This is a genomic window from Microbacterium limosum (genome assembly GCF_036324365.1).
In the GTDB taxonomy this organism is placed as follows: domain Bacteria; phylum Actinomycetota; class Actinomycetes; order Actinomycetales; family Microbacteriaceae; genus Microbacterium; species Microbacterium limosum.
On record NZ_CP137080.1, the window covers coordinates 2,034,497 to 2,055,023 of the forward strand.

At 70.6% G+C, this 20,527-nt stretch carries 19 protein-coding genes; 8 read left to right on the forward strand and 11 right to left on the reverse strand.

What is annotated here, in order from left to right:
- The first annotated feature begins 64 nt into the window (after positions 1-64).
- On the forward strand, positions 65-1,402 hold the full coding sequence (locus RYJ27_RS09780) for an O-acetylhomoserine aminocarboxypropyltransferase/cysteine synthase family protein (RefSeq protein WP_330170128.1): 1,338 nt from the start codon (positions 65-67) through the stop codon (positions 1,400-1,402).
- A 93-nt stretch (positions 1,403-1,495) separates the two neighbouring features.
- Here the strand turns inward: RYJ27_RS09780 and mmsB are convergent, their stop codons facing one another.
- The 5 genes from mmsB to RYJ27_RS09805 all read right to left on the reverse strand — a co-directional run bounded on the left by mmsB (position 1,496) and on the right by RYJ27_RS09805 (position 7,464).
- Positions 1,496-2,740 carry a multiple monosaccharide ABC transporter permease gene (mmsB, locus tag RYJ27_RS09785; protein WP_330170129.1) on the reverse strand — a complete coding sequence of 415 codons (1,245 nt, stop codon included), beginning with the start codon at positions 2,738-2,740 and terminating at the stop codon, positions 1,496-1,498.
- A 24-nt stretch (positions 2,741-2,764) separates the two neighbouring features.
- A complete protein-coding gene (gene mmsA / locus RYJ27_RS09790; protein WP_330170130.1) occupies positions 2,765-4,294 on the reverse strand; it encodes a multiple monosaccharide ABC transporter ATP-binding protein in 1,530 nt (509 codons plus the stop codon).
- A gap of 69 nt (positions 4,295-4,363) precedes the next feature.
- A complete protein-coding gene (gene chvE, locus RYJ27_RS09795; RefSeq protein WP_330170131.1) occupies positions 4,364-5,476 on the reverse strand; it encodes a multiple monosaccharide ABC transporter substrate-binding protein in 1,113 nt (370 codons plus the stop codon).
- Between the two features lie 90 nt (positions 5,477-5,566).
- Complete coding sequence (locus RYJ27_RS09800) at positions 5,567-6,292, reverse strand: L-ribulose-5-phosphate 4-epimerase (protein WP_330170132.1); 726 nt, start codon at positions 6,290-6,292, stop codon at positions 5,567-5,569.
- Positions 6,293-6,453: 161 nt separating this feature from the next.
- On the reverse strand, positions 6,454-7,464 hold the full coding sequence (locus tag RYJ27_RS09805; RefSeq protein ID WP_330170133.1) for a LacI family DNA-binding transcriptional regulator: 1,011 nt from the start codon (positions 7,462-7,464) through the stop codon (positions 6,454-6,456).
- A gap of 129 nt (positions 7,465-7,593) precedes the next feature.
- On the opposite strand from RYJ27_RS09805, the gene RYJ27_RS09810 reads away from it, so the two are divergent.
- The 3 genes from RYJ27_RS09810 to RYJ27_RS09820 are packed head-to-tail and all read left to right on the forward strand — an operon-like array spanning position 7,594 to position 9,997.
- A complete protein-coding gene (locus tag RYJ27_RS09810) occupies positions 7,594-8,130 on the forward strand; it encodes a hypothetical protein (protein ID WP_330170134.1) in 537 nt (178 codons plus the stop codon).
- A 9-nt stretch (positions 8,131-8,139) separates the two neighbouring features.
- Positions 8,140-9,123: a Gfo/Idh/MocA family protein gene (locus RYJ27_RS09815; protein ID WP_330170135.1), complete on the forward strand. Its 984-nt coding sequence runs from the start codon at positions 8,140-8,142 to the stop codon at positions 9,121-9,123.
- A gap of 1 nt (position 9,124) precedes the next feature.
- Positions 9,125-9,997: an NYN domain-containing protein gene (locus tag RYJ27_RS09820; RefSeq protein ID WP_330170136.1), complete on the forward strand. Its 873-nt coding sequence runs from the start codon at positions 9,125-9,127 to the stop codon at positions 9,995-9,997.
- Positions 9,998-10,006: 9 nt separating this feature from the next.
- Here RYJ27_RS09820 and RYJ27_RS09825 read toward each other — a convergent pair whose 3' ends face one another.
- The 6 genes from RYJ27_RS09825 to RYJ27_RS09850 form a co-directional block, all read right to left on the reverse strand.
- The gene (locus RYJ27_RS09825; protein WP_330170137.1) at positions 10,007-10,600 is read right to left on the reverse strand and encodes a hypothetical protein; all 594 of its coding nucleotides are present in this window, start codon (positions 10,598-10,600) and stop codon (positions 10,007-10,009) included.
- 57 nt (positions 10,601-10,657) lie between these two features.
- Positions 10,658-11,086 (reverse strand): DoxX family protein, encoded by a 429-nt coding sequence (locus RYJ27_RS09830; protein WP_330170138.1) that lies wholly within the window; start codon positions 11,084-11,086, stop codon positions 10,658-10,660.
- The gene (locus tag RYJ27_RS09835) at positions 11,083-11,892 is read right to left on the reverse strand and encodes an SDR family oxidoreductase (RefSeq protein WP_330170139.1); all 810 of its coding nucleotides are present in this window, start codon (positions 11,890-11,892) and stop codon (positions 11,083-11,085) included. The genes RYJ27_RS09830 and RYJ27_RS09835 overlap by 4 nt, the downstream gene beginning before the upstream one ends.
- 94 nt (positions 11,893-11,986) lie before the next feature.
- Positions 11,987-14,536 carry an ATP-dependent Clp protease ATP-binding subunit gene (locus RYJ27_RS09840; protein ID WP_330170140.1) on the reverse strand — a complete coding sequence of 850 codons (2,550 nt, stop codon included), beginning with the start codon at positions 14,534-14,536 and terminating at the stop codon, positions 11,987-11,989.
- A 67-nt stretch (positions 14,537-14,603) separates the two neighbouring features.
- Positions 14,604-15,494: a hypothetical protein gene (locus RYJ27_RS09845; RefSeq protein ID WP_330170141.1), complete on the reverse strand. Its 891-nt coding sequence runs from the start codon at positions 15,492-15,494 to the stop codon at positions 14,604-14,606.
- A gap of 16 nt (positions 15,495-15,510) precedes the next feature.
- Positions 15,511-15,975 (reverse strand): DUF3817 domain-containing protein, encoded by a 465-nt coding sequence (locus RYJ27_RS09850; protein ID WP_330170142.1) that lies wholly within the window; start codon positions 15,973-15,975, stop codon positions 15,511-15,513.
- A 60-nt stretch (positions 15,976-16,035) separates the two neighbouring features.
- On the opposite strand from RYJ27_RS09850, the gene RYJ27_RS09855 reads away from it, so the two are divergent.
- The 4 genes from RYJ27_RS09855 to RYJ27_RS09870 all read left to right on the forward strand — a co-directional run bounded on the left by RYJ27_RS09855 (position 16,036) and on the right by RYJ27_RS09870 (position 20,113).
- Positions 16,036-16,845, forward strand: a complete 810-nt coding sequence (locus tag RYJ27_RS09855) for an EI24 domain-containing protein (protein ID WP_330170143.1) — start codon at positions 16,036-16,038, stop codon at positions 16,843-16,845.
- Complete coding sequence (locus RYJ27_RS09860) at positions 16,842-17,348, forward strand: hypothetical protein (protein WP_330170144.1); 507 nt, start codon at positions 16,842-16,844, stop codon at positions 17,346-17,348. Before RYJ27_RS09855 ends, RYJ27_RS09860 begins: the two co-directional genes overlap by 4 nt.
- A complete protein-coding gene (locus RYJ27_RS09865; protein WP_330170145.1) occupies positions 17,345-18,478 on the forward strand; it encodes a class I SAM-dependent methyltransferase in 1,134 nt (377 codons plus the stop codon). The genes RYJ27_RS09860 and RYJ27_RS09865 overlap by 4 nt, the downstream gene beginning before the upstream one ends.
- A gap of 129 nt (positions 18,479-18,607) precedes the next feature.
- Complete coding sequence (locus tag RYJ27_RS09870) at positions 18,608-20,113, forward strand: IS1634 family transposase (protein WP_330170146.1); 1,506 nt, start codon at positions 18,608-18,610, stop codon at positions 20,111-20,113.
- Positions 20,114-20,527: the final 414 nt, after the last annotated feature.

A 20,527-nucleotide genomic window follows, 5' to 3' on the forward strand; every position in this document is an offset into this window, starting at 1 on the left:
AGCTCGTGACACACGGCGACACACGCATTGCCGCTCGGCGGCGGGTCCGTGTGACGATGTGGGCATGAGCGATACCCGTGATCCCGCGCGCCCGGATGCCGCGGCATCCGCCTTCGCGACCCTTCAGGTGCAGGCCGGCTACACGCCGGGAACGGCGCAGAACACGGCCGTGCCGCCCATCTATCAGTCCAACGCCTACGAGTTCCCCTCGCTCGCCCACGCGCGCGACGTCTTCGCGCTGCGTACCCTCGGCAACGTCTACAGCCGCACCTCCAACCCGACGCAGCTCGTGCTGGAGGAGAGGATCGCCCGGCTCGAGGGCGGCCGATCCGCCGTCGCGGTGGCGTCCGGGCAGGCGGCCTCCGCGGGCGCCATCCTCGCGCTCGCCTCGCAGGGGCACCACGTCGTCGCGGCGCGGCAGCTGTACGGCGGCACCGTGGACCTCCTCGCGGACTCGCTCGCCGACCTCGGCATCGACGTGACGTTCGTCGACCAGGACGATCTCGACGGGTGGCGCGCGGCCGCCCGCCCCGAGACCCGCGCCTTCTTCGCCGAGTCGATCACCAACCCGCTGGCCACGGTGCTCGATGTGCGCGCGGTCGCCGACATCGCGCACGAGGCGGGCGTGCCCCTCGTGATCGACAACACGGTGGCGACGCCCTTCCTGCTGCGCCCCGGCGACCACGGCGCCGACCTCGTCGTCCATTCCGTGACGAAGTACCTCGGTGGGCACGGCACCGCCCTGGGCGGCGTCGTCGTCGACATGGGGCGCTTCGACTTCGGCGCCGATCCGCGGCGCTGGCCCCAGTTCACACATCCCTCCCCGCGTTTCGGCGACCAGGTGCTGTGGGAGCGGTTCGGCCCCACCGGTCAGGCGCTCACGGTGTATCTGCGTTCGAAGTACGTGCACGACTTCGGGCCGACCCTCTCGGCGTGGAGCGCTTTCCAGCTCCTCCAGGGGATCGAGACACTCGATCTGCGCATGCGCCGCCACAGCGACACGGCCCTCGAGGTGGCGCGGTTCCTGGCGCAGCGCCCCGAGGTCGCCCGCGTGCACCACCCCGGGCTCGAGGGGAGCCCATGGCACGCCGCCGCGCAGCGCTACCTGCCGCGGGGCACATCCGCCGTGTTCGCGTTCGACCTCGTCGCGACCGAGGACCCCGCCGCCGACGACGCCCGCCTCGAGCGGGTGATCGACGCCCTGCGGGTCGTGCGCCTGGCCGCGAACATCGGGGATGCGCGCAGCATGGTCTCGCACCCGGCATCCATGACGCACGGTCACATGAGCGCGCAGCAGCTCGCTCAGGCGGGCATCTCCCCCACGACGATCCGGCTCTCGATCGGCCTCGAGGATCCGGCCGACCTCATCGCCGATCTCGCCCGCGCGCTCGACGCCGCCTGACGCCGCCGCGCGGAACGCCTCCGTTCGCGCTGCTCACCCCGTGATACGGGGCGCGTGACGCGAACGGAGGCGTTCTGCTGCGGGACGCCGGCGTCAGCCGGCCGAACGGCGCTTGTTGTAGACGTCGAAGGCGACGGCCAGCAGCAGCACGAGGCCCTTGACGGCCTGCTGCCACTCGATGCCGATGCCCATGATCGACATGCCGTTGTTGAGCACGCCGATGATGAGACCACCGATGATCGCGCCGCCGATCGTGCCGACGCCGCCCTGCACGGCCGCGCCGCCGATGAACGCCGCCGAGATCGCCTCGAGCTCGAAGCCGTCTCCGGCCTTGGGGCCCGCGAGATTCAGGCGCGCCGTGAAGATGAGGCCCGCGAGCGCCGCGAGGAAGCCCATGTTCACGAAAAGCCAGAAATCCACCCGGCGGGTCTTGATGCCCGACAGCTCCGCCGCGTGACGGTTTCCGCCGATCGCGTAGATGTGACGGCCGAACACCGTGCGGTTCATCACGACGCCGTACACGAGCACGAGCACCGCGAGGATGATGAGCGTGACGGGGATCCCCTTGTAGGTGGCCAGCGAGTACGCGAAGAACGCGATGGCGGCCGAGATCAGCACGAGCTTGGCGGCGAACCACACCATGGGCTCGACGTCCTGGCCGTACTTCTGACGGCCGCGGCGGGTGCGCAGCTGCTGCGTCACGATGAGCACGATCGCGAGCACCCCGACGCCGAGCGTCATCAGGTCGGGGTCGCTCTCACCGAAAAGGCCCACGACGAAGCCGTTGCCGAGCGCTCGGTATTCGGCGGGGAACGAGCCGATGTTGGCGTTTCCGAGGACGACGAGCGCGAGGCCGCGGAAGATGAGCATGCCCGCCAGGGTCACGATGAAGGCGGGGATGCCGACGAAGGCGATCCAGAAGCCCTGCCACGCCCCGACGAGGGCGCCGATCGCGAGGGAGAGAACGACCGCGAGCCACCAGGGCAGACCCCAGTTGACCGCGAAGACACCCGAGCACGCGCCGACGAAGGCCGCGACCGAGCCGACCGAGAGGTCGATGTGCCCGGCGATGATGACCATCACCATGCCGATGGCCAGCACGAGGATGTACCCGTTCTGCACGACGAGGTTGGAGATGTTCTGCGGCCGCAGCAGAATGCCCTCGGTCAGGATCGCGAACAGCACGATCACCGCGAGCAGCGCGAGGAAGATGCCGTTCTTGCCGAGGTCGGACAGGACGTGGCTCAGCCACGACGTGAACCGGTTCTCGGTGGGGTTGATGCTCGCACCGACGGCGGTGGACTCGGTGGAGGGAGGGGTGTTGGTGGAATTGGACATTGTCACTCCTGTGTGCCGCCGCGCTCAGCGCGGCTTCTCCATGGTCATGAGTTTGAGGACCGACTCGGGCGTCGCCTCGGCGATGGGCAGCTCGCCCGTGATGCGCCCCTCCGAGAGCGCGTACACGCGGTCGGAGATGCCGAGCAGCTCGGGCAGCTCCGACGAGATGACGATGATGCCCTTGCCGGATGCCGCGAGGCGATTGATGATCGTGTAGATCTCGTACTTCGCTCCCACGTCGATGCCGCGTGTGGGCTCGTCGAGGATGAGCACGTCGGGGTCGGAGTAGATCCACTTCGACAGCACGACCTTCTGCTGGTTGCCGCCGGAGAGCTTCCCGGTCTTGACCAGCACGGAGGGCGCCTTGATGTTGAGGTCGCGTCGGTACTCGTTCGCGACCTTGTACTCCTCGTTGTCGTTGACCAGGCCCGCCGATTCGAGCTTGCGCAGTGCCGCCATCGAGACGTTGCGCTTGATGTCCTCGATGAGGTTCAGGCCGTACGTCTTGCGATCCTCGGTCGCATACGCCAGCCCGTTCGCGATGGCCTCCGACACCGTCCGCGTCTTGATCTCCTTGCCGCGCAGGAAGACCCGGCCGGAGATCTTCGATCCGTAGCTCTGCCCGAACAGGCTCATGGCGAACTCCGTGCGCCCCGCCCCCATGAGCCCCGCGATGCCGACGATCTCGCCCGCCTTGACGGTGATGGAGACCTTGTCCACCATGACTCGGCCGCCGTCCTGCGGGTGGTACGCGGTCCAGTCCTCGACGCGCAGCAGCTCCTCGCCGATGTCGGGAGTGTGGTCGGGGTAGCGGTGTTCGAGGTCGCGGCCGACCATGTCGCGGATGATGCGGTCCTCGGTGACCTCGCCCTTGGCGATCGTCTCGATCGTCTTGCCGTCCCGGATGACGGTCACCGAGTCGGCGACCTTCTTGATCTCGTTCAGCTTGTGGCTGATGATGATCGACGTGATCCCCTGACCCTTCAGGTGCAGGATGAGATCGAGCAGGTGGTCGGAGTCCTCGTCGTTGAGCGCCGCGGTGGGCTCGTCGAGGATGAGGATCTTCACGCGCTTGGACAGCGCCTTGGCGATCTCCACGAGTTGCTGCTTGCCCACGCCGATGTTCTTGATCGCCGTCGTGGGGTTCTCGCGCAGTCCGACGCGGGCGAGCAGTTTGGCGGCCTCGAAATTCGTCTTGTTCCAGTCGATCAGCCCGAGCGGGCCGCGCACCTCGTTGTTGAGGAAGATGTTCTCGGCGATCGAGAGGTGCGGGCTCAGCGCCAGCTCCTGATGGATGATCACGATGCCCTTGGCCTCGCTGTCGCTGAGGCTGCGGAATTCCACCGCCTCCCCCTCGAGGACGATGTCGCCCGTGTACGTCCCGTGCGGGTAGACGCCCGAGAGCACCTTCATGAGGGTCGACTTCCCGGCGCCGTTCTCGCCGCAGATCGCGTGCACCTCGCCGGGCTGCACCGACAGGGTGACGTTCGAGAGCGCCTTGACGCCCGGGAAGGTCTTCGTGATCCCCCGCATCTCGAGGATGGGCTGGGGCATGGGTTCCTCCTTGCGTGAGAGGACCGGTCGGCCGGACGGGGTGGCCCCCGCCCGGCCGACCCGTCGATGTCAGCCGCTGATCTCTTCTTCGGTCCAGTAGCCGGAGTCCACGAGGATCTCCTGGATGTTGTCCTGGACGACGATCGCCGACTCCAGCAGGTACGACGGCACGACCTTCACGCCGTTGTCGTAGTCCTCGGTGTTGTTGACCTCGGGCTCCTCGCCGTTGAGCAGCGCGATCGCCATGTCGGAGGCGACCTCGGCCAGCAGACGGGTGTCCTTGAAGATGGTCGCGTACTGCTCACCCGACACGATGGCCTTCACCGAGTCGAGCTCGGCGTCCTGGCCGGAGATGATCGGCCAGTCCTCGCCCACGGTGTAACCGGCATCGGTGAGGGCGGAGATGATGCCGCGCGAGAGGCCGTCGTAGGGCGAGAGGACGCCGTCCACGGTCGATCCGTCGGAGTACGTCGAGGTGAGGAGGTTCTCCATGCGCTCCTGAGCGACCTCGCCGTCCCAGCGCAGGATGGCCGCCTGCTCGAAATCGGTCTGACCCGACTTCACCACGAGGGTCCCCTCGTCGATGTAGGGCTGCAGGGTGTCGATGGCGCCTTCCCAGAAGAACGTGGCGTTGTTGTCGTCGGGCGAGCCGGCGAACAGCTCCACGTTGAACGGCCCGGCGGGAGCGTCGGGAAGAGGCTCTCCCTCGAGGTCGGTCAGGCCGAGGCCGTTGAGCACCGACGTGGCCTGCTGCACGCCGACGATGTAGTTGTCGAACGATGCGTAGTAGTCCACGTTCTCGGAGTCGCGGATGAGGCGGTCGTAGGCGATGACGGGGATGTCCGCGTCCGCGGCATCCTGCAGCACCTGCGAGAGCGTCGTGCCGTCGATCGAGGCGACGATGAGCGCGCGGGCTCCCCGGGTGATCATGTTCTCGATCTGCGAGACCTGGGTCGGGATGTCGTCCTCGGCGTACTGCAGGTCGACCTCGAAACCCGCCTCCTCGAGCTGGGACTTCACGGCGTCGCCGTCCTGGATCCAGCGCTCGGAGCTGCGGGTCGGCATCGCGACGCCGATCAGGCCGTCGCCCTCGCCGCCGCTGTCGCCGGTCGATCCGGAGCAGGCGGTGAGAAACAGCGCGCCGGTGGCCACGGCCGCCAGCAGTGTCTTCTTGGCTTTCACTGTGGTTCCTCTCAAAGGGACTTCGTTGTCTTGGTGTCGATGTTCAGTTGTGGATCCACCCGCGTCCCGCGCGGGAAGTCTTCTGCCGCGTCAGGAATCGCGGGTCTCGTCGCGGCGGTCGTCGGTGGCTTGGCCGTAGACGTTCTGGTACCGGTTGTAGAGCGCGTCGATCTTCTCCTGCGGGATCGGGATCAACGGGCCCGCCTGCGCCGCGATATGCACCGTCCGCGCCGCGTCCTCACACATCACCGCGGCCTTGACCGCATCCTTCGCCGACACCCCGATCGTGAACGGCCCATGGTTCTGCATCAACACCGCACGCGACCGGTGACCCGTGAGGGTCTCCACGATCCCCCGCCCGATCGAGTCATCCCCGATCACCGCGAACGGACCCACCGGAATCGGACCCCCGAACTCATCCGCCATCCCCGTGATCACACACGGAATCTCCTCACCCCGCGCCGCCCACGCCACCGCATACGTCGAATGCGTGTGCACCACACCACCCACACCCGGCATGTTCCGATACACATACGCATGCGCCGCCGTATCACTCGACGGCGAACGATCACTCCCCGGAGTCCCCGGAACCACAACCCCGTCCAGATCGCACACGATCATGTTCTCCGGCGCCAGATCCTCATACGACACCCCCGACGGCTTGATCACGAACAGATCAGCACCCGGCACCCGACCCGACACATTCCCACCCGTCCACACCACCAGGCCATACCGCACCAACTCCCCATGCAACCGGGCAACCTCGGCGCGGGTACGCGCGATGGCGACCTCGACCTTCGGTCCGTAGCTGCTCACGGTTCACTCCTTCGTGGGCCCCGTACGGGACCGTGCGTGCGGTGCGGCGGCGCTCCGAGTTCGTCAGATCGGACCCATGTGACCGTTCACATCGGGTGCAATGCTAGCCAGATCGGCTCCGAAGTTGTCAAGACGCGAATGTCTCGGCTTGGTAACGGCGCTCAGAAGACGGGCGGCGCCGTGGAGGCGCGGACGATCAGCTCGGGTGCGAGCGTGTGGCGCGACCGCGCCGCCTCCGCTCCGCCGAGCAACAGATCCACGCAGCGCCGTCCCAGCTCGGGGAAGTCCTGGCGCACGGTGGTCAGCGGCGGCCAGTAGTGCCCCGCCTCGGGGATGTCGTCGAACCCGACGATGCTGACATCGTGCGGCACCTCGAGACCCTCGTCGCGGACGGCGTGCATGAGCCCCAGCGCCATCTGGTCGTTCGAGGCGAAGATGGCCGTGAAATCGCGGACCCGCAGCAGCTCACGGCCGGCGAAATACCCGAACTCCGCGGTCCAGTCGCCCAGGATCGGGGCCGTCGTGGGCACGTCGCGCGCGCCCATCTCCTCGAGGAATCCCCGCATGCGCGCCTCGGCCTCGATCCAGTCCTGCGGACCCGCGAGGTGATAGATCCAGCGATGGCCGAGGTCGAGCAGGTGGCGCGTCGCCAGCCGCGCACCGGCGATCTGGTCGACCGAGAGGGCGTGCTCCTCGTCGAGACCGGTCGACTGGAGCGTCACGTAGGGAACCTCGATCTCGAGCGCCCCGAGCACTCGGAATACCCGCACCTGCGGGGCGATCACGACGAGCCCCTCGATCGACTGCGCCATCAGGTGCGCCAGCCCGGCCTCGATCGACCCGGGGTCCGAGGCGTCGATGTTCGCCGTCGAGACCCAGTAGCCGCGCTCACGCGCCGCGGCCTCGATCGCGGCGATGCTCGATGCCGGCCCGTACTGCGTGCTCGATGCGGAGAGGATGCCGATCGTCTGCGACCGGCTCGTGACGAGCGCGCGCGCGGCGCGGTTCGGGCGGTACTGCAACTCCTGCATGACGCCGTTGACCCGGTCGCGCGTCTCCGGCGCGACGCTCGGATGCTCGTTGAGCACGCGCGACACGGTCTGGTGGGACACGCCTGCCAGGCGCGCCACATCGCGGATGCTGGGTGGCCGCGGTCTCGCGGTGTCGCTCATGGGGCGGCACTCCCTCGTGGTGGCCCGTGCGCACGGTCACATGGGTCGTTCCCCCCATTATGGGCGTGAGCGGCGCTCATGTGACGGTTCGCCGGTGTCACACCGCACGACCGGGCGTAGGGTGTGCGCATGTCCGACCTGTTCCGCGAGCTGCCGCTGAGCTCGCGCACGCCCCGCGACGAATCGGGGGTGACGGGCGACTGGCGTGGCCAGCTCGCCGATGTCGTGGGCGAAGCCGCCCGCCTGCTCGCACGGGTCGACGACGACTCCCGCAGCCCGCGCACCCGCGCATTCCTCGTCGAATCGGGGCTCGACCGGGAGCGCTCCGAGGACGATCTCACCGGACTCGCCGACGCCGTGCGCTCCGGTCGCCGCCGGCGCATCCGCGATCTCTCCCGCGCGGTGACCGCGACGCTCGTCCTCGCCCGCGACACGGGCGGCGCCGTCTCCCTCGCCCCCCTGACGTTCGGCGCGGTCGCCCTCTACCGCACGACAGCGGCCCCCCTTCCCATCCGGGCCGTCGTCGCGGGACGCACCCTGCGCTCGAGCGACCATGGCTGGGAGTTCGGGCACGGCCCCCTGCTGGAGGACAGCTCCGAGCGGATCGTCGCGTTTCTGTGCGGGGTGAGCGAGAACGCTCCCGGCGGAGGCTCTCGGCCGCGTTAGGCTCGGCAGATGACCGGACTGCGCTGGGGCATCCTCGCCACGGGCGGAATCGCCCACGCCTTCACCCACGATCTCCGCACGGCGGGCCTCGACCCCGTCGCCGTGGGATCGCGCACCGCCGCATCGGCGCAGGCGTTCGCCGACGAGTTCTCGATCCCGCGGGCCCACGGCGGCTACGACGCTCTGCTCGCCGACCCCGACGTCGACATCGTCTACATCGCGACGCCCCACCCCATGCACGCCGAGAACGCCCTGGCGGCGATCCGTGCGGGGAAGCACGTTCTGGTGGAGAAGCCGTTCGCCCTGAACGCGGCCGAGGCGGCGGCGATCCGCGACGCCGCGGCCGCTCGGGGCGTGCTCGCCATGGAGGCCATGTGGACGCGCTATCTGCCGCACATGGAACGCGTCCGGGAGCTCGTCGGCAGCGGCGCCCTGGGCGAGATCCGTGCCCTGACGGCGGACCACACACAGAAGATCTCGGCGGACCCCGCGCACCGCCTCAACGCGCTCGATCTCGGCGGCGGCGCGCTCCTCGACCTCGGCGTCTACCCCGTCTCGTTCGCCTGGGACATCCTCGGCGCTCCCGAGAGCGTCGTGGCCTCGGCCCGGCTCGGCGAGACCGGGGCCGACACCGAGGTCGCGACGATCTTCACCCACTCCGGCGGCGGGATCTCGACGAGCGTCACGTCGTCGCGCGCGGCGGGCCCCAACACGGCCGCCGTCGTCGGCACCGAGGCGCGGATCGAGATCGACCGCATCTGGTACACCCCCACCTCCTTCCGCGTGATCGCCCCCGACGGCACGGTGCGCGAGACCTACGTCTCCGACGTCGCCGGGCGCGGCATGCAGTACCAGGCGATCGCGGCCGAGCGCCTCGTCGCCGAGGGCAACCTCGCCGGCGACGTGCTGCCGATCGACGAGACGGTGGCGATCATGGGCACACTCGATGACATCCGCCGACGCATCGGCCTCGTTTACCCCCAGGAGCACTGACATGGCCGACACCCAGAACGGCCGCGTCGCGGTCTACCTCGACTTCGACAACATCGTGATGTCGTGGTACGACCGCGTGCACGGTCGCAACGCCTACTCGCGAGACCGGCAGAAGATCGCGGAGTCCCCCGCCGACGCCGAGATCGCCGAGAAGCTCGCCCGGGCCACCGTGGATGTCGGGGCCATCATCGACTACGCGGCATCCTTCGGAACTCTCGTGCTCACCCGTGCCTACGCCGATTGGTCATCTCCGGTCAACGCCGAATACCGCTCGCAGCTGGTGGCTCGAGCGGTGGATCTCGTGCAGTTGTTTCCGGCCGCGGCATACGCCAAAAACGGCGCCGACATCCGTCTCGCGGTCGATGCCGTGGAAGACATGTTCCGCCTGCCCGACCTGACGCACGTCGTGATCGTCGCCGGCGACTCCGACTACGTGCCGCTGGCACAGCGGTGCAAGCGCCTGGGCCGACATGTCGTCGGGGTCGGCGTCGCCGGATCGACGGCCAAGTCGCTGGCCGCCGCGTGCGACGAATTCGACGCGTACGATGCGCTTCCGGGCGTTGTGCAACCCCAGGCCGACGAGGCTGCCTCGACCGGGTCGGCGCCGAGCCGAGCCCGCAGCCGCCGCCGTTCGAGCGACCCGACGGCCGAGCTGCTGGAGCGTGCGCTGCGGTTGGGGCACGACAAGGACGATTCGCAGTGGCAGCATGCCTCGGCGGTGAAGAGTCTCCTGCGCCGGATGGACCCGGCATTCAGCGAGAAGAGCCTCGGCCACAAGTCGTTCTCCGACTTCGTCAAGGCCTACCCCAAGGTCGCGGAGGTCGACGAGTCCACCAACATCGTGCGCATCCGCCTCGCGCCCGACAAGGCTTAGGCCCCGTCCTCACCCCGTTCGCGCACCCGGCGCGACGTGAGCGAGAACCGCGGACCACACATCGGCGAGGGTTCCCACGGCGCTCGCGCGGCGCGCCCCCTCGCTATGCTCGACGATCCATGCGGCATCCGCGGACGCCTGCTCGCTCTCCCCCGCGACGACGAGCAGCTTCGCCTCGAGGCGCGTGAGCAGGTCGGCGACGTCGGTGCGGGCGAGGGGCGCGTCGGGAACGGACACGTCGACGAAGGCGATGCGGTCGATCGCGGGGCCCATCATGACCGCCGCCTCCGCGGCGCGCCAGCCGACGGCGCCCAGCGCGATCATGCCGGCGGGGCGATCAGGCGACACGCCCTGCTCGCGCATGAGATCGGCGACGGCCGTGGACTGCTCCTCGTCGGGCGTCTCCCCGCCGAAGGCCTCGTGATCGCTCAGTGACACTGCGGGCACGCTCATCGACACCAGACGCACCCCGAACGAGGAGCTGAGGCTAGGGTTGGGATCGCCGACCGTGATCGATCCCTCCCGCAGCAGCACGACCGTGCGGCCGGCGCCGACGGCACCCGAACTGCGGTAGGTGATCTGCGACGGGTGCGGGCTCTCCATCCCGCCATCGTGGCACGCGGGGGCGGCGGCGGGGCCGCACCGCGCGGCACGGGCCCGTCAGCGGGAGCGAGGGCCCGTGGCCCACAGGGCCCAGGCCACGAGCGCCGGCTGCAGGAACAGGCGGATCAAGCGCGCGCGATCGGGGCGCAGGAGGGGCGCCGCACGCCCCGTGCGCCACTGGTGCACGTTGCCCGGGAAGACGGCGACGAAGAACGCCGCGACGGCCGCGCCGATCGCGTGTCGCTCGCGGGGAAGGGCCACCAGCGCCGCCCCGAGCCCGATCTCCACGACCCCGGATGCCACGACGATCGCGTCCTCGTCGAGCCGCGTCACCCGGGTCGCCCAGCCCGGCACGACGATGCGGTACCCGCGCCTGCCCCACGTCAGGTGGGATGCGCCCGCGGCCAGGAGCACGGCCGCCAGCGTCCACCTCGCCGCGCTTCGCAGGATCGCGACCGCGTCGCGCCGCCGGCGCGCGGGGCTCACCCCTCGCGCCACTCGTCGCCGGTGAGGTGCGACCCCGCCTGCGGCCCCATCTGCAGCATCCCGCCGTCCACGACCCACGATGCACCCGTGACGTACGATGCGGCGGGCGAGGCGAGGAAGGCCACGACGTCCGCGATCTCGCGCGGCGCACCGGGGCGCGCGAGCGGGATGCCGGGGCGGTGCACCCGCTCGGCATCCCCGGAGTCCATGTCGTTGATGGGTGTCGCGATCTCGCCCGGCGCGACGGCGTTGGCCGTGATCCCGTGCACGCCGAGCTCCTGCGCCATCACCTTCAGCAGGCCGCCGATACCGTGCTTGGAGGCGACGTAGGCGGCCGAGCCCACACGCGGCTGGTGCTCGTGCACGCTCGAGATGGCGATGAGGCGACCGCCGGCGCCCGAGGCCACCATGCGCCGCGCGGCCGCCTGCAGACCCACGAACGCGCCGTCGAGGTTGAGCGCGACGATGCGGCGCCAGTCCTCGAGGGTCACGTCGAGGAAGGGACCGCCCGTGCCGCCGCCGGCGTTGTTGACGAAGACGTCGAGCCCGCCGAGCCCGTCGGCCAGCTCGTCGATCACCCCGGGCACGGCCTCGAAGTCCGTCGCGTCGAAACGGGTGACGACGGCACGGCGGCCGAGGCGGCGCACCCCCTCGGCCGTGGCCTGGGCGCCCTCCTCATCGGTGTGCCACGTGACGCCGACGTCCATCCCCGCGGCAGCGAGGGCGAGCGCGGTCGCGGCGCCGATCCCGGAATCGGATGCCGTCACGATCGCGCGGGAGGGTGTGAAGTCGATGATCTCGGTCATACCCCGACGCTATGGCGCGCCGGCGCCGGATCCGAGGGGCTTGACACCCTCGCGGCGCGCTCCGAGACGGGAACGCGCCGCGAGAGGCGACGGATCAGGCCGCGGCCGGCACCGCCGCACCGATCGGGTCGACGGCGAGCGCGGGGCCCGCGGCATCCACCCGCACGGCGGCGCCGTCGGCCAGACGCCCCGAGACGAAGAGGTCGGCAATGCGGTCGTCGAGTTCGCGCTGCACCAGCCGGCGCAGCGGCCGCGCCCCGTACTCGGGCTCGTAGCCGCGGTCGGCCAGCCAGTCGATCGCGGCGTCGGTCACCTCGAGCGCCACCTCGCGCGAGGCCAGGCGCGCGCGCGTCGCGTCGAGCGCAAGCGAGACGATGCTCCTCAGCTGCGGCTTCTCGAGCTTGCGGAACAGCACGATCTCGTCGATGCGGTTGAGCAGCTCGGGACGCATGGCCTCCCGCACCTTGCCCATGACGCGGGCACGCAGCTCCTCGTCGGAGCCGAAGCCCGTCGCCCCGCCGCCGTCGGCGACGAAGCCGAGCGCACCCGAGCGCGAGGCGAGGAACTCCGACCCGAGGTTGGAGGTCATCACGATCACGGTGTTGCGGAAGTCGACCGTGCGACCCTGCCCGTCAGTGAGGCGCCCGTCGTCGAGCACCTGCAGCAGCAGGGTGAACACGTCGGGGTGGGCCTTCTCGATCTCGTCGAAGAGCACGACCGCGTAGGGGTTGCGCCGCACCCGCTCGGTGAGCTGGCCCGCCTCGTCGTACCCGACGTATCCGGGAGGGGCACCGACGAGCCGCGAGACGGTGTGCCGCTCGCCGAACTCGCTCATGTCGAAGCGGATGACGGAGTCCTCGTCGTCGAACACGCTGCCCGCGAGCGCCTTCGCGAGCTCGGTCTTTCCCACTCCCGTCGGGCCGAGGAAGAGGAACGAGCCGATGGGGCGACGCGGGTCGCTCATGCCGGTGCGGCTGCGGCGCACGGCCTTGGCGACCGCCGCGACGGCGTCGTCCTGGCCGATCACGCGCGCGTGCAGCTCCTGCTCCAGCGTCGCGAGCCGGCCGCGCTCGGTCTCCGTGAGCCGACTGACCGGGATGCCGGTGGCGCGACTGATCACGGCGGCGATCTCCGCCTCGTCCACGACCGTGTCGCGTCCCCCCGCGGCGAGGGCCGCGTCGATGCTCGCCTGCACCTCGCTCATCGCGTCGCGGATACGGGATGCCTCCTCGTAGTGCTCGGCCGCGACGGCCGCGTTCTTGTCGGCCTCGAGCTGCCTCAGGCGCTCCTGCAGGGCACTCACGTCGACGGTGACGCCCAGCTGCAGCCGCAGCCGCGCGCCCGCCTGGTCGATGAGGTCGATCGCCTTGTCGGGAAGCACGCGGTCGCCGACGTAGCGGTCGCTCAGCTCGACGGCCGCGCGCAGCGCCTGGTCGGTGTACGACACCGCGTGGTGCTCCTCGTACGCGGAGCGCAGCCCGCGCAGGATCTCGACGGCGTCCTCGAGCGAGGGCTCGCCCACCCGCACGGGCTGGAAGCGGCGCTCGAGCGCCGGATCCTTCTCGATCGTGCGGTACTCCTTGAGTGTGGTCGCACCAATGAGGTGCAGCTCGCCACGGGCGAGGCGCGGCTTGAGGATGTTCCCGGCATCCATCGCCCCCTCGCCGCCCGCTCCCGCGCCGACGACGGTGTGCACCTCGTCGATGAAGACGATCAGCTCGCCCGAGTGGGCGGCGATCTCGTCCATCGTGCCCGTCAGTCGCTCCTCGAAGTCGCCACGGTAGCGGGCGCCGGAGAGCATGGCGGGCAGGTCCAGGGCGACCAGGCGCTTTCCGCGCAGCTGCTCGGGCACGGCGTCCTCGACGATCGCGCGGGCAAGGCCCTCGACGATCGCCGTCTTGCCGACGCCGGCCTCGCCGATCAGCACGGGGTTGTTCTTCGTGCGGCGGGAGAGGATCTCGATCGTCTGCTCGATCTCGTCGGCGCGGCCGATCACAGGGTCGATGAGGCCCTCGCTCGCGCGGGCGGTGAGGTCCAGCCCGTACTTGTCGAGCAGGGGGGTGGCGGATGCCGCGGCCTGCGTGTCGTCGCCGGCCGGCGCGCCGACGGTCTCGCGCGCGCCCTGCGTCAGGGCTTCGGCGGTCACTCCCGCGTCGGCGAGCACCTGGCCGGCCGGGGAGTCCTCGGCCAGCACGAGGGCGAAGAAGAGGTGCTCTGGGTCGACGTAGGTCGATCCCGAGGAGCGGGCGACCTGGAAGGCGTGGAAGAGCGCGCGCTGCACCGACGTCGTGACGACGGCGCCGTCGACGGGTGCCGGGGCGGATGCCGCGGGCAGGCGCTGCTCGGCGGAGCGGGCGATCGCCTCGGGGTCGGCGCCGAGGCGGGCCACGGCGTCGCTGGCGGGTTGCTGCGTCACGACGATCCGCAGCACGTGCAGGGCGTCGAGCTCGCGCTGACCGCGGCCGAGCGCGAAGCGGCCGGCCTCCTGCAGCATGAGCTGCGTACGCGCGCTGAGGAAGCGGCTGAGGTCGATCGACCCGGCGGCGCGGGCGCGCTCGCCGGCGAGGTAGCGGGCGAGGAACTCGTCGAACGTGTTCCCGCCCTCGAAGGGATCCGGGTTTCCGGGAGTGACGTCGTCGGACACGAGGTCTCCTGATCTTGACTTGAGTGAAGTTGTGTCAACTTTAAAAGTTGAGCACGTCAGTATCAAGTCAACGCGACGGCTCTCGGACTATTCCCGGGCGTCCACCCCCAGATCGGGGTCGTCCCACAGTTCCAGGGTCTGCGCCACCCAGAAAACGGCGAAGAGCACGAGCACCACGACCTCCCCGACGAGGACGACGGGCACCACCCCCGTTCCCGCGAGATCCGCACCCGCGAGCGCCGCGACGATGGCCGCGAGCAGCACCAGCACCGTGATCGCGATGCCGACGGCGACGACCGAGTACAGCGCACGGACGCCTCCGCGCGCGGGCGCCCGCGGGGGCGAAGGCGGCCAGCGCCGCGACGACCGCGATGAGGCCGAAGAACGCCACCGCCGCGGCCAGGTGCGCGCCCCGCACGAAGCCCTCGGCATCCAGCAGCGCCCAGAGGGCCACCGCCACGACGAGCACGCCCGCTCCAGAGGCGGCGAGCACGAATCCGCGCGAGCACGTGCCCTGCACGAGCGCGAGGACGACGGCGGTCACGACGCCCGCGGACCCGACGACGACGAGCGCCGTCACCCCCACGGCGATCCCGGGGAGGAAGGCGGAGGGCACGCACGGCGCGGTGTCGGGGCAGGACGAGGCCAACCCCGGCACGTCGCCCGCTGCGAGGGGGGTGGGCACGATGGCGATGAGCGGCGCCAGGATGGCCGCGTAGTCCAGCAGCGCCTGCTCGACGCTGCGCCCCGACAGTGCGAGAAGCGCGAGCGAGACGGCGAAGACCGCGCCCACGAACACGTCCCGCGCGGGCGTGTAGAACGCGGCGCTGAGCGAGGCGGGCGGCCCCTGCGCGACCGACACCGCGGCGAACGCGACCCCGAGGAGCACGATGGCTCCCACGAGGCTCAGGCGCACGTAGCGGTACGTCCGCTGGGTCGACGTCGTCCGGAGCCTCATGCGGACCGCTCCCCGGTCAGTCCCGCCCGCCCGGCGGGCCGACGATGAGCAGCACGACGAAGATCAGCGCGACCGCGGCGGCCAGCAGCAGGCCGAGCACCCAGGGCCGGCGCAGGAACCAGCGCATCAGGCGGTCGTGCCACGCGGCATCCCGCGGGTCCGCGCCCGCCTCCCGGCGCCAGTCGCCCCGCAGGCGGCCCGTGCGGTGCAGCCAGATCTCGGTCGGGATCGTCGCGTACGGGACGACGGCGCTCGCGATCGCGACGACGGTGGGCCCGGCACCCCAGCGCTGGTTCGCCGCGACGAGCACGGCGGTGGCGCCGTACGCCAGGAAGACAAATCCGTGGATGCCGCCGCCGATCGTCACCGCGAGGGGGAGGTCGGCCGTCGCACGGAGCACGAGGCCGCCGATCAGCAGGGTCCACGAGACCGCCTCCGCGATCGCCAGCGTGCGGAACAGCGACAGGGGGGTGTGGAACACGGCTCTCCTCGGGGGCTCTCCCCCCAGCCTACGGACACCTCGCGTCGTACCCTGGTGACGATGCGCGAGTTCCTCCACGGCGCGGCCCTGCTCGGCCGCGGGTTCTCCTTCTGGCGGCGACGCCCCGGGGCGATGGCGCTCGGGCTGCTCCCCGCGGCGATCGTCGGGGCGCTGCTGCTGACGGGCCTCATCGCCCTCGCCGTGAACCTTCCCGCCCTGACAGCGTCCGTGACCCCGTTCGCGGAGGGATGGCCCGGGCTGTGGGCGGGCGTCATCCGCATCGCCGCGGGCACCGCGATGCTGGGCGGCGCGCTCGTGATCGTCGCGGTGTCGTTCACGGCCGCGACCCTCGTCGTGGGCGAGCCGTTCTACGAACGCATCTGGCGCGCGGTCGAACGAGAGGCGGGCGACCCGCCGCAGGACTCGACCTACGGGTTCTGGCGCGGCGTCGGCGACGCGGTCGCCCTCGTCGCGCGGGGCGTGGGTGTCGCGCTGCTCGCGGGGCTCACGGGGCTCGTCCCGGTCGTCGGCGGTGCTCTCGGGGCGATCGTGGGCGTGACGCTGACGGGGTGGCTGCTCGCCGACGAGCTGAGCTCGCGGGCGCTGTCGGCCCGCGGCATCCCGGCACCGCAGCGGCGGCGCCTGCTGCGCGCTCACCGTGCGCGGGCCCTGGGTTTCGGCGTCGCGACCCAGCTGTGCTTCCTCGTTCCGCTCGGCGCCGTGGCGAGCATGCCCGCGGCCGTCGCGGGTTCGACGCTGCTCGCACGGTCGCTGCTCGCCGAGAACAGCACCGCCGCGGCCGGGCACCGACCGGTCGATCCGCGGGTCGAGCGCGACGGACCCGGACGCTCTGCCAGGATCGGATCATGAGTACGGTCGCACCCGGGTCCCGTTCCGATTCCGCGCTGCTGGCGGCGGGCATCGCCCTCGTCGTCCTGCCGCTCGCCGCGATCGCGATCAAGATCGCCTGGCCGGGCTGGATGCTGTTCTTCGTCCTCTTCGCCTCGCCCCTCCTCGCGATCGGATACGTCGTGCAGGTGGTCGCGGCGGCCATGGGGTTCTTCGGCGGGCGCGCCCTGTTCCGGGCGGGCACGGCACGCCGTCGCGCGCTCATCGCGGCGTGGCTGACATCGGGCGGCGTTCTCGCGACCGGGCTCTTCTTCGTCGACGGCGGCGATTCGTCCTGGGGATCCTCCTTCATGTACCTGGTCGGAGCCGCCTCCGACCCGGTTCTCGGCATGCTCTCGGGGGTCATCAGCATCGCCGCGGCGATCGCGTGGCTCGGCGGCTGGGGATGGCTCGTGGTCGAGTGGATCGGCGCGCTCATCCGGCGGCGGCGAAGCGCCGAGCCGCACCCGTCGGCCCCGCGGTGAGTCTCGACCTCAACACCCTGAGCCCATTCCCGGACTCCGGGGATGCCGCCCCTCGGGCCCACGACGCCGCCGATCGGCTGCTCCTGGACGAGTCCGTCACGGAGCGCGCCGGCCTCCGCCGGGGCGAGGTCGTGGTGATCGGCGACACGTACGGCGCCCTCGCGCTCTCCGTCGCGGCGGAGGCGGCGGAGACGGGCGTCACGGGCGGCATCGTCCGTGTGCATCAGGACTCTCTGCTCGGAGAGCGTGCCCTCGCCCGGAACGCGGCGGCGACGGGCCACGCGGCATCCGTCGCCTCCCTCGCTCTCGATGCCGAGCTCGTGCGCGGCGCCCGTGTCGTGCTGCTGCGCCTGCCGCGATCGCTCGACGCGCTCCGCGACGTCGCGGGCCTGATCGCGGCACACGCGGCGCCCGAGGTCGTCGTGTTCGCGGGCGGCCGGATCAAGCACATGAGCCTCGGCATGAACGACGTGCTGCGCGAGCGCTTCGGCCGCGTCGACGTGACGCACGCGCGCCAGAAGTCGCGGGTGCTCATCGCCCGAGGGCCGCAGGACGGCGTCGACCCCGCGCCCGCCCGGGCCGAGCACGACGGTGTCGTCGTCTGCGCGTTCGGGGGCGTGTTCGCGGGAACGTCGATCGACATCGGCACGAGGCTGCTGCTCGACCACCTGCCGGAGGCGATCCCGGGCGCCGCGGACGATGCGGCGATCGACCTGGCGTGCGGCACGGGGATCGTCGGCGCGACGCTGGCCCTGCGGCATCCGGGACTGCGCGTCTACGCGTCGGACGAGTCATCGGCCGCCGTCGCCTCGGCGCGCGCGACCGCGGCCGCGAACGGCGTCGACGACCGGATGTCGGTCGCCCGCGACGACGCCCTCTCGGCCCTGCCCGACGCGAGCGCGTCGTTCGTCGCCCTGAATCCGCCGTTTCATCGCGGATCCGCCATCGACGAGACGATCGCGCGGCACCTGTTCGCCGATGCGGCGCGCGTGCTGCGCCCCGGGGGCGAGCTGTGGACCGTCTGGAACTCGGCCCTGCAGTACCGCGCATCGCTTGAGCGCCTCGTCGGCCCCACGCGTCAGATCGCCCGCACCCCGAAGTTCACGCTCACGGCCTCCACCCGCCGCTGAGGCCCCCGCCCCGCGCCCTGACTCGTGCCACTTTCGCGTGATCGGCGTCTCGAGGGCTCGGGATCGTTGATTTTTCGGGGGTGCTGGTGTCCGTGCGGGGCACTAACGGCATCGATTTAGACTCGCTCGGTGGGGTTGTTCGTGCGGAAGGTGCGCACGTCGTCGGGTGGGACGGCGGTGCAGATCGCACGCAAGCATCGCGGTGTCCGCACGATCGTGGAGCACATCGGCTCCGCTCATGACGACGCGCAGTTGGCGGCGCTAGTGCAGACCGCGAGGGAGCGGATCACCGCCGGTCAGCTCGCGTTCGACCTGGACGCGCTGACCCCGACCGCGCCGACCGGGGTGGCGCCGACCGTCGTCGGTTCCCGATCCCGGGTGTTGTGGGAACTGCTCGAGACCACGTACCGGCGGATCGGGTTCGACACCGCCGTCGATGACGACACGTTCATGAAGCTCGTCCTGGCCCGAGTGGTCGAGCCGACGTCGAAGGCCGACACGATCCGGGTGCTCGAAGAGCTCGGGGTCCCCGCGCCCGGGCTGCGGACGATCTGGCGCACCCTCGCTCGGTGCGTCGAGCAGGACTGGCGTGACAAGCTCGCCACCGCCGCCTACGCCCACGCGACCCGCAAGGGGGCGTTGCGGCTGGTGCTCTACGACGTCACCACCCTCTACTTCGAAGCCGAGGACGAGGACGCGCTGCGCAAGGTCGGGATGAGCAAGGAACGCCGCGTCGACCCGCAGGTGCTGATCGGGATGCTCGTCACCCCCGACGGGTTCCCTCTCGAGGTCCACGAGTTCCCCGGCAACACCGGCGAGACCCTCACCCTGCTGCCCGTGCTCCGCGCGTTCCAGGACCGGCACCAGGTCGATGATGTCGTGGTCGTCGCCGACGCCGGCATGCTGTCCGCGTCGAACCTGAACCAGATCGAGGACGCCGAGTTCTCGTTCATCGTCGGCTCCAGGATCAGCAAGGCCCCCTACGACCTCGCGGAGCACTTCGACAAGCATGGCGGAGTCCTCTACGACGGCAGCACGATGGAATCGAAGCGGGTCATGGGTGTCGGTGAGAACGCGAGGGCACGGCGGGTGGTCTACCACTACTCCGCGAAACGCGACCGGCGCGACAACCACACCCTCGACAAGCAGGTCGAACGCGCGCAGCGCATCGCCGACGGGAAACGGCCGCTCAAGAAGGACCGGTTCGTGAAGCTCACCGGCACCCGCCCCGCGGTCGATCAGGTCCTCGTCGACCGGGCACGGCAGCTCGCCGGGCTGAAGGGATACGTCACGAACATCCCCCAGGTCCGGCTCACCGGGAACGAGGTCGTCGCGGCGTATCACGAGCTGTTTCAGGTCGAGCGGTCGTTCCGGATGGCGAAGACCGACCTCCGAGCGAGGCCGATGTTCCATCACGAGGCCGACTCGATCCACGCGCACCTCACGATCGTGTTCACCGCCCTCGCGATCTCACGCCACCTTCAAGACGTCACCGGCTTCAGCATCCGCAAGATCATCCGCAGCCTCCGACCTCTCCGCGACGTCACCATCAGCATCGGCGGGAACGAGATCACCGCGACCACCCCACCCGGACCCGAAGCCAACGCCATCCTCACCGCCGCCGCGGGGCACTAACTTGGCACGACTCAGGACCGAGCGCCTCGTCGGCCCCACGCGTCAGATCGCCCGCACCCCGAAGTTCACGCTCACGTCCTCCACCCGCCGCTGAGCGCCCCGCCCCGCGCCCGCCTCAGCCGCCGAAACACCATATCCGCGCCGAACCACCGTCCGACGAACGGTGTTTCGACGCGAAAGTGGTGTCTCGGCGCGGGACGCTACGCGCTCAGAAGTCCCGGTACTCGTCATGGGCCGCGTGATCACGCGGATCTTCGGGGTTTGCAGCGGTGCCGTGCCCTCTGCGTGCCACTCTGAAACAGGCTCTCATTTCTGCCGCTTTTCGCAGCGCGTGGCACGTTTCTAGGGTAGCCACGCGTGACGCGGGCGGCAACGATTGCCCGACGCACCCTCGCTTCGATAGGAATTTGAGGA